Source organism: Kitasatospora sp. NPDC091335 (assembly GCF_044757205.1).
GTDB lineage: Bacteria > Actinomycetota > Actinomycetes > Streptomycetales > Streptomycetaceae > Kitasatospora.
Genome location: NZ_JBIVUM010000020.1, coordinates 54,410 through 66,874, shown reverse-complemented (window position 1 = coordinate 66,874; position 12,465 = coordinate 54,410). Strand labels below are relative to the sequence as shown.

Genomic DNA, 12,465 nt, shown 5'->3' with positions numbered 1-12,465 from the left:
ACAGGGGTCCTTACATCCAGGCGGAGCGCCACTGCACGTCCGCTGTGACCCCGGTGGGGCCTTCCAATACGTCGAGTTGAACGGTGCTCGCGCCGGGAGGCAGCGAGAACCACTGCGAGGTGGATTCGACCTGGCCGAAGCGGGACGAGCCGTTGAGGGTGATGCGGCGGCGGGCCATGTCGATCACGAGGGCGTCACCGCGGCCGACCTGGAGTCCCCGGGTGCCGAAGCGGCGGCGCACGCCGCCGTGGACGAGGGTCAGCGAGGGGTCGCGCACCTCCCCGGAGCGCGGGGTCAGGCGGACGACGGGCCAGGTGTCGACCGAGCCGGTGTTGGCAATGTCCGGAGCGGCCCGGGTGGAGGGCCCGTCGCCGAGGTCGAACGGGAACGTCAGCGGGAAGATCGGCCGGCCTTCGCGGGGCGCGGCCACGGCCACGGTCGCGGTCGCCTCGTCGGCCGAGTACAGCCGGGGGTCGGTGGCCGCCAGCTCGACAGTGACGCGGCGTCGGCCGATGTGGAAATCACGGTCGACGGTCACGGCGCGCTTGCGGACGCGGGCCATGATCCGGGCCGTCCCGCCGGCCACCCCGGGGAACGCGAAGGCGAACGGCCGCTCCTCGCCACCGGGCGCGAACGCGGCCAGCAGCGCGGGAAGCTCGTGGTCGTCCAGGGCCAGCATCGTCAGTGTGACGGTGCGCGCGCCCATGTAGTCGGTGCCGGGTGTGAGGCCGTCGCGTTGCAGAAGCTCGGCGTCCGAGGTGCGCACGTCCGGGGCGTCCAGGAGGCCGGACACCTCCTCAAGCACGACGGAGGAGTCCTCACCGAGCAGCAGCCCGCCCCACGACGCCGTCCACGGCTGGCCGGTGTAGGGGTTGTGGGCGCTGGGCTGCGGGCCGATGTCGGGCCGCGAGGGCGGGGGCAGGTCCGGCAGGGTCCGGAACGTGATGGGCTCCGACCAGGCGTCCAGGTCGGGACCGGTGCTGTGGTAGCGGACCCGGTACTCGGTGTCCGGCTCCAGCGGCGGGTCGTCGCCCAGGGGGCCCTGGTCGCCGACCAGGGCGGTGCCCGGCCAGGCCGGGTCTTCGGCGTCGTAGTGCGCCTTGCCCGTCGTGGTGTTGGTGGTTTCGACGTCCGTCCACGCGCCCGCGACCTTCGTGAAGAAGACGCGGGCGCTGTGGGCGGTGACGTCGCCGATGAAGGGTGGGGAGAGAGCCCCGATCTCGCTACCTCCCCGAGGTCTTCAGCTCCCACGCGATCTGCTTGCCGATCTCGTGGGCGTTGGCGTTGGTGGTGGCGTGGACGGTGATGTTCGGGCCGTAGCGCTCCCGGCCGGTGGCCTTCGCAGAGGTCTCCGGGTGGCGCAGGCCGGCGGCGGCGCGCTGGCCGTAGCCGTAGGCGTCGAGCGAGCGCAGCCCGGAGGCGACGGGGCGAAGGGCCTGCTCCAGCGGGCTCGCGTACGCGGCGGCCGGCATCGCGGCGAACGCCATCGGCGCGGCCATCAGTGAGCGCGGCGCGATGGCCGGAGCGGCGGCGGGCGCGGCGGCCTTGAACGGGTTGAGGGACGAGATGATCCCGGAGACGACGCCGCCGACGCTGATGCTCTTCATGCCGTTGACCAGGCCTTGGATCGCCGACTTGCCCTTGTCGAACAGCAGCGAGCCCAGGTCGCCGATTGCGCCGAGGATCTTGCCCGGCAGGCTGGAGACGTAGGAGACGACCGTGCCGATTCCGGAGGACACGCCGCTGGCGATGTTCGACCAGGCCGAAGTCACCGTGCTGACGCAGGAGTTCCACGCGGACGACGTCCAGGACTGGACGTTGTGCCAGGCCGTCGAGACGGCGGAGCCCACGGACGAGGCCGCCGAGGAGACGGTGGAGGTCACGGACGACCAGGCGGACGAGGTCCAGGAGGTCACGGAGCCCCAAGCGCTGGACGTCCAGGAGGAGACGTTGTTCCACGCGGTTGAGACGGCGGAGGCGACGGAGGACGCCGCCGAGGAGACGGTGGAGGTCACGGACGACCAGGCGGACGAGGTCCAGGAGGTTACGGCCGACCAGGCCGAGGAGACGGCGGAGCCCACGGCGCTGGCCGCTGACGAGACGGTGGACGTCACGGACGACCAGGTGGACGCCGTCCACGAGGTCACCGCGGACCAGGCTGCGGAGGTGGCGGCCGTTAGCCCGTCCCAGGCGGCTTGGACGGCGTGCCAGGCCGCGACGGCGGCGACCGCCAGGGCGTTCCAGGCGGTCATCGTGATGTCGAAGCCCAGGACGAGGGCGCGCAGGCTGAGGTCGACCAGCCGCATCATGGCGGCCGTGGCCTCGGCGTTGTCCTTGAAGACTTGGAAGAACTCGCGCAGGGTGCCCGCGAACCACGAGATCGACGCGGCGATCTCGGGCGAGAACTGGACCGCCAGCGAGGCGATCCCCTGGAGGAAGGCGTCGAGCAGCCCGTTCAGCGGGGGCAGCAGGGCCTTGAGCCGGTCGCCCCCGTTGGCCAGGACGAGGAAGAAGTCGCCGAGGCTGGCCCCGATGCCGACGAGCGCGGCGGGCAAGGCGTCGGTGAACGCCTTCATCCCCGGCGAGTTCATCGCCGCCGTGAGCTTGGGGAAGAGGACGTCGGTGAAGTCCAGGATCGACTTCACCATGGGGCGTACGAACTGCGCCCCTGAGTCGAAGAACGACTTCAGGACCGGCTCGGCCTGCTTGAACCAGGCCGTGACGTCCTTGACCGCGCCGCCGAACTCGTGGCGCATGGCGGCGGTGGCGGGTTTCAGCGCCGCCGACGCCTTCTGCATCGCCTCCTCGGCCTTGTCGCCGAGGGTCTTCATGTCGCCGGCCGCCGCGAGGGCCGCGAGGCCGAGCGGCAGGACCGGCAGGGCCGCCAGCGCCAGGACGGCGATCAGCCCGGAGGCGACGACCGTCACCCACGAGGCGATGGCCGTGACCAGCACCAGCAGCGGCAGTGCCGCTGCGGCGGACTGGGCGAACCCGGCCGCGATGCCCAGAGTGCCCTGGGCGGCCGAGGCGATGCCCGAGCCGATGCCCTGGAGGGCGGAGGCCGTCTGCTCGATCGAGAGGGTGAAGAGCCTCCCGAAGTTCCGGGCGGCCTCCGCGACCCCCGAACCCAGTTCCCGCAGACCGGACTTGATCCGGTCGAAGCCGCCCCGGGCGAGGTGGACGTTGACCGCCAGCCGCCAGCGGCGGCCGGTGAACGCCCGCAGCCGGGCCTCGGCCGGCGCGGTGTCCGCGTCGGCGCTGACCCGCGCTCGCCGCTCCCGGGTGAGAGCGGCGATCCGGGCGGCGGCCTCGCCCGTGTCGGCGACGACGTTGACCCGGACGTTGCGGTCGTGGGTCAGTTCCCGCAGCCTGGCGTTGACGCCCGTGGTGTCAAGGTCGAGCTTGACGGAGAGCTTGGTGTACTTCTCCAGCATCTCCAGGTAGTCCTTGAGCTTCCTGCGGAAGTCGCTGGTGTCGGGCAGGACGCGTACGTGGACGCGTCCGGCTTCCTTGCCGCCGGGGCCGGCCACAGGCTCACCTCCTACGTGAGTCGGACCGGCGCGGGCCGCGCAGGCACGGCGGAGCGCGCGAGCACGGCCGCCGGAAGGCGGAACGGGGTTGCAAGGGGGGAAGAGGGCTCGGCCACCGCCGGACCCCCACCCTCGCCGACCTCGCGCTGGAGCGCGGCGGAGAAGGGGTTGCTAGCGCCGGAGCTGCGGCGGGCGCGCTTGGCGTAAGGGCGCGGATAGGGCTGCGGCTTCTCCACGCTGCGCGGGTTCTTCGAAGCCTTGGCGACCTGGACATGGGTGAGCGCCTGCACGGCGTCCACCAGGTCCGCCAGGACGTACGCCTTGGCATCCCAGCCCAGGGCCTCACGGCCACCGCGCAGGGCGGCCAGCGTCGCCGAGTCGTCGGGGAGCGTCCCGATCAGGGCGAGGACGAAACGGGCGGAGTGCCGGCCCCGGACCCAGTCCAGGATGTCCACGCCGAAGAATCGGCGCAGGTCGGCGGTGATCTCCGCGCCGTGCTCGTCCAGCAACCTGATCAGGCCACGGCTTCCCCCGGCGCGGCCTCCTGCATCCACCCCTCAAGGATCTTCATCTGCTCCGGCAGCGGCAGCGCGTCCACGGACTCCCGCATCGCCTTCTTGTCGGAGGCCACCGCGACCAGCAGCGCGGACATCGCCTCGATCCTGCGCTCGTTGCTCACCTTCTCCGACTGGACGACGTCCAGCAGAGCCAGCGAGGCGGTCAGGTCCTTGCCGGGCAGGGCCTCGATCCGCCGCAGCCGCAGCTTCTTGCCGTTCTTGGCCGTGAACTTCACGCCCTTGCCGATGTGCTTGCGCTCGGCCTCGGCGGCGAGAACTGCGAAGTCAAGGGTGGTGCTCAGGGGGAACTCTCCTTGTGGGGTGGCGTGTTGTGCGGAGGCAGGCGCAGAGGCCGCACCGCTCTTCGAAGCGGGAAGCGTGCGCCCCGGGGACGGGTCAGGCCGCAGGCTTGAGACCGGTGTCGAGATCGAACACGGGGGTGACGGAGCCCAGCGGCGTGCTCTGGTTGAGGGCCACGACGGTGGCCCTGACCGGCATCTCGCCGAGTGCGGCGGGGTCCATGGTCACCGAGTCCGCGCCGATGATGCTGGTCTTCGGGTAGTGCCAGACCACGGCCTTCGTGCCGTCCACGGCGGCGACCATCAGCGCGCGGTTCTGCGCGGCCGGGGACGTCGGGATCGAGAACAGCCCCTTGGGGTCCAGGCCCTTGTCGGTGCCGTAGTACAGCCGGTAGGACTCCGCGGTGAAGTCCGACAGGTTGATCGTCACCGCGTAGGTCTTGCCGGGGTCGGTGGTCTTCAGCGACTTCTGCTGCCAGCTGCCCAGCACCTCGGGCTCGTCGCCGTCGACCGACATCTCGATGCCGTTGTCCAGGCTCGTGTTGCCGATGGACTTCCAGGTCAGGCCCTCGGGGCCCCACTTGGTCGAGTCCTTCGGGTCGAAGCCCGGCTTGCTCAGGTCCGGCAGCGCGGTGCCCGGCGGGGCGACGTAGATGTATCCGGTGCCCGGTACCAGGACCGGGGCGTCGTCAGCGGCCAAGCCGACTCCTTTCCGGCCCTCAGCGGGGCCTTGTAGCGATCATGTAGTTGGCCGAGAAGCGGTAGAAGTCCGGCTGGGCCTCGGTCATGGGGTCGGTGGTCATGATCGGACCCGTCGCTTCCCGGATGCGGGAGAGGTAGCCGTCCGTGTTGCCGAACTGCTCGAAGCACAGGCGCACCAGGCCGGCACGGGCACGGCGGGCCAGCAGGGAGGCGTCCGCGCGCGAGGTGGCGTAGGTCTGGACGGTGAACATGCCCTCGTCGATGTACCGGCGGTCCTTCATCGTTCCGCCGACGCGGCGGGCGATCACGAGGCCGCCGGCCTTGCGCAGGGCGGGCTGCCAATCGGTGGGCAGGTAGACGGCGCAGCGGATGCCGGGGAGTACGGTGCGCAGGGCGTCCAGGACGATGCGCTCGGAGTCGGGCATCAGGTACGGCTCACGGCTCACCACAGGGCGGCCTCCATCGCGTGGATGCCGTCCACGTAGCGCCCGGCCCGGTGGTTGAAGCCGCCCCAGTTCTTGTGGGCGGCGAGGGGGTCTTCGTTGAGGATGGCGTAGCCCTTGGCGTGCCGCTTCACCTTCAGCCCGGCGATGAACTCGCCGGTGTCGATGTGCAGGCTGGCCTTCGCGACGACGCGGGCCTTGCGCTCCTCGGCTTCGAGCTTGAGGGCGCCCATCACGCCGGGGAGAGCGGCGACCACGGAGTCCAGGTCAGGACGGATCTCCACCACTTTGGCCGCCCCCTTCCACGATCACGGTCACGAAGCGCATGCGATCGCTCGCGCCGTGGTGGGCGCGCGGGGCGTCCACCACGGTCCAGCGGGTGCCGGGGTCGCCGTCGTCGGCGAACTCCAGGGCGGACCACTTGTCGATGACGGTGTCCGGCGGGAAGACGACCTTGCGGCGGATCGGCGGGGACCAGCCGACCTGAGCGCCGACCGGGGCCCGCCAGCCTGCGGCGTCACCGACCGGGGCGACCCAGGCCGAGTAGGTGTTGCTCGGCCCGGGTGCCGGCCGCCGGTCGCCGTAGCCGTCATCGACCATGACCACGGTGTGCACGGTCACGCGGGTGCGCCCGCGTTCCAGCAGGCTCACACCGGCCCCCAGGAGTCCTCGGGGTCCGGGAACGGGTAGCCGGTGCGCAGGCCACGCGAGATCGCCTCGCGGCGGCCCTGCACGGACTTCAGCCCACCGCGGCCTGCCACCCGCTCGATCAGCGTGACTTCGCCCCGGGTGAGGGCGAGGCCGATCGGCGTGCCGTCCGGCATGCGGTAGGAGACCTCTCCGGCCTGCTCCTGCACGTACCCCTCGGGGTTGCGGAAGCGGCGATCGGCGACGGCCAGGGCCAGGGTGCGGATCACCGGCGGGTGCCGCTCGGGCGACCACGCGGGGTGGCCGGTGCCGGCGATCACCCAGAACGCGTCTTCGAGTGCGGCGTTGGCCCGCTCCCAGTCCGGCGTACCGGGCTCGGGGGCGGGCCTGCCGAGCCGCTTGAAGAGGTCGGCGACGTCCAGCGCCACGCTCACCCCTACTTGGCGGGCGCGGCGGCCGGCTCGCCGGTGAACGTCACCTTGATGCCACGGACCTTGGTGATGTTGGCGGGCTTGGACCAGTCGGTCTCGCCCTTCTTCAGGTCGGTGACCAGGGTGGCGCCCCAATACGAGGAGAGGAACGAACGCTCCATCGCCGCACCGCTGTTGTAGTCCTTGATCCAGCGCAGGGAGAAGCCCTCGGCGGACTGCCGGCCGCCCTTCGCGGACTCCGGAACGGACGGCGCGCCGGAGACGAGCTGAATCGCGGAGCGGTGGAAGGCGTAGATGCCCATCGGGTTCAGGACGCCGTTGGTGGACTCCACGATCTTGAAGCCGTGGACGCGGCCGAGGGTGGACTCCTTCAGGGCCGCGCCGCCGTCGGCGTGCTCGGCGGCGTTGAGGACGGAAGAGGAGTTCAGCAGGTAGAACGCGGCCTCGGACCCGAGGACGGCCGTGCGGCCCTCGGCGGGGATGTTCTCCTTGTTGAGCTGCACGCGCAGGCGGGCGAGCGCCTTGCGGATCATCTGGCCGGCCTGCTCGTCGGACGCGGCCTTGGTGAGGTCGACCGGGATCTTCGCGGCGGTGGCGACCTCGGGGAACTCGTTCATCGCCGCCGCCACCTTGTTCTCAAGGCGCTCGGTGATGGAGTCGATCTGCGGCACCATGACCTGCTCGCCGAAGCTGAGGAGGTCGAGCGACAGCTCGGCGTCGGACAGGTCCACCGCGCTGTACGCGTGGGTGTCGATCTTGACGGGCATCAGGCCCTCGTTCAGGTTCTCCGACTGAATCCAGGTGGAGGTGTCGTTGAACTTGCGCTTGGCGTCGATGGCCTCCTCCGCGCCGCGCAGGCGGGCGGGGCGGCGGATGTTGATGACCTGGCCGGTCGCGTTGACGAACTCGGACGCCGCGCGGCGGTCGAACATGTTCGCCAGGACCACGCTGTCCTTCAGGTTCGCGAGAGCCTGGGTGACCAGCTTGTCCGGGTTCTGGAAGGCGTTGGCACGTGCGGGGTTGATGCTGATGGCGCTGTTCCTCGGGAAGACGAAGAGCCGCCCCGGGGGTAGGGCGGCTCAGGCGGGACGGGTGGGGGTCAGATGCCGTAGCGGCGCTTGCGCAGTGTCTCGGCCAGGCCCTTGTACGGGTCGGGCTCGGAGTGCGGGGTCAGCCCGCCCGCGCCCAGCAGGGGCTTCGGCGCGGCGACGGCGGCCAGCTGCTCGGCGTGCGTGCGCACCGCGGCCTCGTCACCGCCCTGGACCAGGGCCGCGAGGACCGGCGGCAGGGCGTACTCGGCGGCGATCCGGTCGCGAAGGGCCTGCTCCTGGAGCTGGGCGACCTGCGCACGCAGCTCGTCCGCCTCGACACCGGCCTCGGTGGAGCGCTCGCGGGTGGCGTCCAGGTCCGCCTGCATCTTCTCGTACAGCGCCCGGTAGTCCGGCTCCACCGGAGCCGGGGCGGCCGGAGCCTGCTCACCGCTCTCCACGGCGGGGGCCTCGGGCTGCTCGGGCGCGGGTGGGGTGTCCGGGTGGGCCACGCCGCCGGGGATCGCCTCGGCCGGGGTCGGGGTCTCGGGCATCGGGGTCTCGGACACAACTCTCCTAAGTCTTCGTGGTCTTGCTGTAGTAGGTGCGCCAGTCCGCCAGCGAGCCGCCGCCGAAGTCGCGCCACATCCGGGAGAACCGGTCGTTGGCGGCGGGGAGCTGGTAGCGGCGGGAGAAGATCGGGACGGCCTGGCAGTGGCAGTACGGGTGCGCGCCGAACGCGGCCGTGCGCTTGGACTTGTAGATCGCGCCCCGGCCAGCCATGAGCGCGCAGAAGTAGCAGGGGCTCGCGTCGGTCTTGCGGTAGTAACCGATCGCCCCCGGGTCGTCCTGGAGCGCGGAGTGGATCGCGTCGCGGCCGGCATCCTGGACGAGCATCCCACCCGCCCCGGAGCCGCCGGTCTTCAGCGACTCCAGGAACTCCTTCTCCCAGGCGATCAGCTCGGCGTCGTCCAGCGCCGACGAGCCCCGGCCGGCGCGTTCGCGCTCGTGGCGCTCCACCCGATCGCCGACCTGGTGGCGGAACGCTTCAGCGGCCCGCTTGGCCTCGCGCTCCAGATCGGCGGCGGGGAAGGGGTTGCGGACGTCGACGGGCAGAGGCGTGCGCGGTCCGGAGCCGGTCCGCGTGCCCGTCAAGGTGTTGAAGTCGGACCACAGGGAACCGAGCGAGGCACCCGGGCGGTAGCCGGGGCCCCCGATCACGCGGCCGGTCTCCAGCGCCCGCACCAGGCGGTAGAAGGCGACCGACAGGGCGTAGGAGGCCGCCGCGGATTCACGGACCGCCGCCGCGTACGCGGCCTCCAGCTCGCTCAGCGAACCGGCGACCTCGCGGGCCTCGACGGCGGCCAGGGCCTCGGCCCAGCGGGCCGCGAACTCACCGGCCAGCGCTTCCTGCGCGAGCTGGTACACGGCCACCGCCCGCAGAATCTCGGCGCTTCGCGGGGTCCATGCCACCGGCCGCCTCCTTCTGCTGCTTCAGGGCCTCGGCCTCGGCGGCCTCCGCCTTCCGGGCGGCCTCCTCGGCGGCCTTCACCGCCTCGTCAATGTCGGCCTGGCTGAAGCCGGGCACCTTGCGCAGCGCCACGCTGAGCGGGACGCCCTGCTGCATCAGCTTGACCATCGCATCGGCCGCCTGGGCGAGGGATCGGGTGGCCTTCTCGGCCCACTCGACCTGGCTGCTGTCCTGCTCGATCTCGCCACGGCCGGCCGCGCGGGCGCACAGCCGGAACACCGACTCCCACGACTCGCCCAGCGAGTCCTGGAGCGTGGACAAGAAGCGCTTGAACGAGGTCTCGGCGGCGGCCAAGGCGTCCGCGCTCAGGTTCACCAGGTTCGACCCGGCGAGGTAGTGCGGCGGCACGTCGGCCAGGCCCATGATCTCCTCGACGGTCTGACGGCGGGACGCCAGCAGATCGCCGGTCGGCATCGCCGGGAGCTGCCCGAACTTGGCGTCCGAGTTGGGCGCCATCAGCAGCGTGGACGGGTCCAGCGAGGGCACGTCGTAGACGGGCTCGCCGGTCTCCGGGTCGCGGACCGGGTCGCCCGTCTCGGGGTCCAGGCGTTCGGCCGGCGCGAGGCCGGTGGCGAAGCGGATCGCGTGCGCGCCCCAGTGCTCGTTGAGCAGCAGGGACAGCGTCTGCTGGTTCAGCCTGTCCTGCGAGACGATCAGCGGCTCGACCAGGCCCCGGGTGCGGCCCCGTAGGTCCACCGCCGGGGAGAACCGGACGACCGGGCAGACGTTCATGCCGTGCGGCTCGGTGGCGAGCACCGCGGCCTCCGGCTCGGCGTCCAGGTCCACGGTGTGCTTCGCCGCCCCGTCCCACAGGAACGCCAGCGTGCGGTGCTCGTCCGGCTGCTGCTCGGGCACGTGCAGCGCGTACACCGGGTACTCGTCCCACGCCGGGTCGGCGTAGACGGCCACCGTGCTGATCGCGTCGTAGGCGCGGATCATCGGCTCGCGGCGGCCCTTGCGCGGGTCGGGGGTGACCACGGCGTAGGCCGCCCCCGAGGTCAGCGCCGCGCGGTGGACGGCGTTCTGCCGCTCGTCCAGCCGGTTGGCCTGCCAGTACTTCCACTCGTAGGCGTTCTCACCCGAGCCGGGTTTGCGGAAGCCCTGCACCCGCAGGGCGTTCAGCGGGGCCTCGACCGCGAGGGCGCTCACGTTCACGATCGACCGCTTCACGAGGTCCTTGAACTCGCTGTTCGCCTTGGCCGGCATCCACGGAGCGCGGTGCAGGCCGCGGGCGTAGCGGTCGACCAGGTTCAGACGTTCCTGGTCGCGGTCGATCAGGCCCTTCGCGTGCCGGGCACGCTGGAGGACGACGGGGAGGGAGGACATCAGAACCCTCCTCGGGTCTGTAGCTGGCCGGGGGCCTTCGGGGGCTTGAGCTTGCCGCTCTCCATGAGGCGGCGCAGGGCGATCCAGGCGATCACCATCGTGGCGTAGAGGTCCACCTTCAACTTCGACTCGCGCGACTCCTTGCCGAACGAGATGCCGTACTGGTTGGGCCTCTTGCGGGCGTTCATGGTGTGCCGGGTCAGCGAGTAGTCGCGCACGTGCGGCAGGGCCCGGGCCTCGATCGCGCCGACCATCGCCATGTGCTCGGTGGTGATCTCGCGCTGGTTGGCGCGCATGTCGAACCCGACCGACGACTTCCCGGACGCCTTGATCAGCAGGCGCTTGCCGTACCTTTCGGACCAGTCGGCGATGCGGCCCTCCCAGCCGTTCACGTCGGCGAAGAACGCGACGACGGTGTACTTCTGGAAGACGTGGTCGACCATGTCGTTGACCTCGGCCCCGTCGACCTGCCAGTCCTTGCCGGCCGGGCCGTCCGGCTTCTCCCACAGCGCGAGCGGCTGCACCAGGCGGTCCCGAACTCTCATGGCCAGCAGGCCTGTGCTGTCGTCGGTCTTGCCGCCGTCGAAGGCCAGGACGATCCGCTCGCCGGGCTTGATGCCGTCGGCCGGCTCGACCGTGGCGAGGTCCCAGGTGTCCCGGTCGACCAGCGCGTCATCGTGGCTGGAGAGCTGGTTGAGGTACTTCCGGCGGCTCTCGTCCTCGGTGGTGGAGGCCGACCAGATGTCCTTCATCACCCGGTCCGGATTGATCCAGACCGAGTCGCCACGGGCGCACAGGATCGCGGCGCGCAGCTGGTCCTCGTCGGCGAGATCGACGCCGGGCGGAGCCTCCACCGAGTCGTAGTAGATACCCGCGTCCCGGTTGACCCCGTCGCGCTGCTTCTCGAAGGCGTACCAGGTGCCTTCGGCGACCGACTCCTCGCCGATCACCGGCGCATTGGTGATCTCCATCGTCCGCCCGCCCACCTTCGTGGCGTTCGGGCGGATCGTCGCGGCCAGGCGCGGGCCGTGGTTGCCCTCGACCCAGTGCCAGGTCTCGTTGAGCAGCGCGAAGGAAGGCCGGCCGCCCTCGGCGGCGCGGAAGGACGACGCCTTGGCCTCCAGACGGCACTGCCGGCCGTCGGTGTCGGCCTGCGAGGCGTAGCAGACCTCCTGGCCGAGCTTGATCGCGTACCGGTCGATGGCGGCCTGGCTGAAGATCGTGCTCAGCGCCGACATCGTGTTGACGTTCTGGCCGGCCGCGGTGGCGAAGATCTGCACCCACGCCTCCTGCGGCGGGCCGCCGACCGGCGAGCCGTCGGGCCGGAAGCCGACCAGGCGGCACGGGCCGACGAACTCCATCGCGGCCACGGACGCCATCATCGGGTCCTTGCCCCAGCCCTTCAGCCTCCGCAGCGTGCCGGACTCGTGCCGGAATCCGCGACCCCAGGTCTCGGGGTTGTTCGGGTCCTCGGGCACGGCGTCGTCGCGCAGCTCGTACCAGCGGGCCAGGATGCGGCACTGCTCGGGGGTGTACTTCCAGTCCGGCCGGAAGGCGTGCGCCGACCAGCGCAGCAGCTCGCCCGCGAGGGTGCGGTGCGGATGCGGAACGGTGTCCGCGAGGGTACGGACCGGCTCATGGTGAAGCAGCGCAGCCCTCCTCGGTCCGGGCCCTTACATGTTCAAAAAGACATGTAGTCGTCATGTCAGAACTGACATGACGACCGCCTCAGGTCCCCTGGGCCTGCCTGCGGGCGCGTTCCTCCAGCAGCCGGGCAGCTTCGACGGAGACGTGCTCACCGGCCGCGAAGGGCGAGTTCATGTCGTGGGCCCACAGTTCGCGGGCGACGGCGTGCGGGACCTCGGAGTCCAAGCACGCCTCGTAGTAGACGATGGTCCGCGCGATGCGCAGGGACTCGTCCGAGGGGCCGACGGCCCGTGCTGCCTTGCGGCGTGCCACGGCGGGCTCCT

15 protein-coding genes are annotated in these 12,465 nt (G+C 71.3%); all 15 read right to left on the bottom strand.

Annotated features, from left to right (window positions below; genetic code table 11):
- Positions 1-10 precede the first annotated feature (10 nt).
- The 15 genes from ACIQOW_RS32755 to ACIQOW_RS32685 all read right to left on the bottom strand — a co-directional run bounded on the left by ACIQOW_RS32755 (position 11) and on the right by ACIQOW_RS32685 (position 12,454).
- Entirely contained in the window at positions 11-805 is a 795-nt protein-coding gene (locus ACIQOW_RS32755; protein ID WP_401091105.1) for a phage distal tail protein, read from the bottom strand.
- 418 nt (positions 806-1,223) lie between these two features.
- Positions 1,224-3,530, bottom strand: coding sequence for a hypothetical protein (locus tag ACIQOW_RS32750; RefSeq protein ID WP_401091103.1), 2,307 nt, complete (start codon positions 3,528-3,530; stop codon positions 1,224-1,226).
- Positions 3,531-3,541: 11 nt separating this feature from the next.
- Positions 3,542-4,039 carry a hypothetical protein gene (locus tag ACIQOW_RS32745; RefSeq protein WP_401091102.1) on the bottom strand — a complete coding sequence of 166 codons (498 nt, stop codon included), beginning with the start codon at positions 4,037-4,039 and terminating at the stop codon, positions 3,542-3,544.
- 5 nt (positions 4,040-4,044) lie between these two features.
- Entirely contained in the window at positions 4,045-4,323 is a 279-nt protein-coding gene (locus ACIQOW_RS32740) for a hypothetical protein (RefSeq protein ID WP_401091100.1), read from the bottom strand.
- 160 nt (positions 4,324-4,483) lie between these two features.
- Positions 4,484-5,086 carry a hypothetical protein gene (locus tag ACIQOW_RS32735; RefSeq protein WP_401091098.1) on the bottom strand — a complete coding sequence of 201 codons (603 nt, stop codon included), beginning with the start codon at positions 5,084-5,086 and terminating at the stop codon, positions 4,484-4,486.
- 19 nt (positions 5,087-5,105) lie between these two features.
- Complete coding sequence (locus ACIQOW_RS32730; RefSeq protein WP_401091096.1) at positions 5,106-5,534, bottom strand: hypothetical protein; 429 nt, start codon at positions 5,532-5,534, stop codon at positions 5,106-5,108.
- Positions 5,531-5,815 (bottom strand): DUF5403 family protein, encoded by a 285-nt coding sequence (locus ACIQOW_RS32725; protein WP_401091094.1) that lies wholly within the window; start codon positions 5,813-5,815, stop codon positions 5,531-5,533. Before ACIQOW_RS32725 ends, ACIQOW_RS32730 begins: the two co-directional genes overlap by 4 nt.
- Positions 5,799-6,182 carry a hypothetical protein gene (locus tag ACIQOW_RS32720; protein WP_401091092.1) on the bottom strand — a complete coding sequence of 128 codons (384 nt, stop codon included), beginning with the start codon at positions 6,180-6,182 and terminating at the stop codon, positions 5,799-5,801. Before ACIQOW_RS32720 ends, ACIQOW_RS32725 begins: the two co-directional genes overlap by 17 nt.
- Positions 6,179-6,607 carry a hypothetical protein gene (locus tag ACIQOW_RS32715; RefSeq protein ID WP_401091091.1) on the bottom strand — a complete coding sequence of 143 codons (429 nt, stop codon included), beginning with the start codon at positions 6,605-6,607 and terminating at the stop codon, positions 6,179-6,181. Before ACIQOW_RS32715 ends, ACIQOW_RS32720 begins: the two co-directional genes overlap by 4 nt.
- An 8-nt stretch (positions 6,608-6,615) precedes the next feature.
- Positions 6,616-7,593 carry a P22 phage major capsid protein family protein gene (locus ACIQOW_RS32710; RefSeq protein ID WP_401091253.1) on the bottom strand — a complete coding sequence of 326 codons (978 nt, stop codon included), beginning with the start codon at positions 7,591-7,593 and terminating at the stop codon, positions 6,616-6,618.
- Between the two features lie 116 nt (positions 7,594-7,709).
- Positions 7,710-8,207 (bottom strand): hypothetical protein, encoded by a 498-nt coding sequence (locus ACIQOW_RS32705; RefSeq protein ID WP_401091089.1) that lies wholly within the window; start codon positions 8,205-8,207, stop codon positions 7,710-7,712.
- 7 nt (positions 8,208-8,214) lie between these two features.
- Positions 8,215-9,072, bottom strand: a complete 858-nt coding sequence (locus ACIQOW_RS32700; RefSeq protein ID WP_401091087.1) for a hypothetical protein — start codon at positions 9,070-9,072, stop codon at positions 8,215-8,217.
- On the bottom strand, positions 9,032-10,495 hold the full coding sequence (locus ACIQOW_RS32695; protein WP_401091085.1) for a phage portal protein: 1,464 nt from the start codon (positions 10,493-10,495) through the stop codon (positions 9,032-9,034). Before ACIQOW_RS32695 ends, ACIQOW_RS32700 begins: the two co-directional genes overlap by 41 nt.
- The gene (locus ACIQOW_RS32690; RefSeq protein WP_401091083.1) at positions 10,495-11,973 is read right to left on the bottom strand and encodes a terminase; all 1,479 of its coding nucleotides are present in this window, start codon (positions 11,971-11,973) and stop codon (positions 10,495-10,497) included. The genes ACIQOW_RS32695 and ACIQOW_RS32690 overlap by 1 nt, the downstream gene beginning before the upstream one ends.
- Before the next feature lie 250 nt (positions 11,974-12,223).
- On the bottom strand, positions 12,224-12,454 hold the full coding sequence (locus ACIQOW_RS32685; RefSeq protein WP_401091081.1) for a hypothetical protein: 231 nt from the start codon (positions 12,452-12,454) through the stop codon (positions 12,224-12,226).
- Positions 12,455-12,465 lie beyond the last annotated feature (11 nt).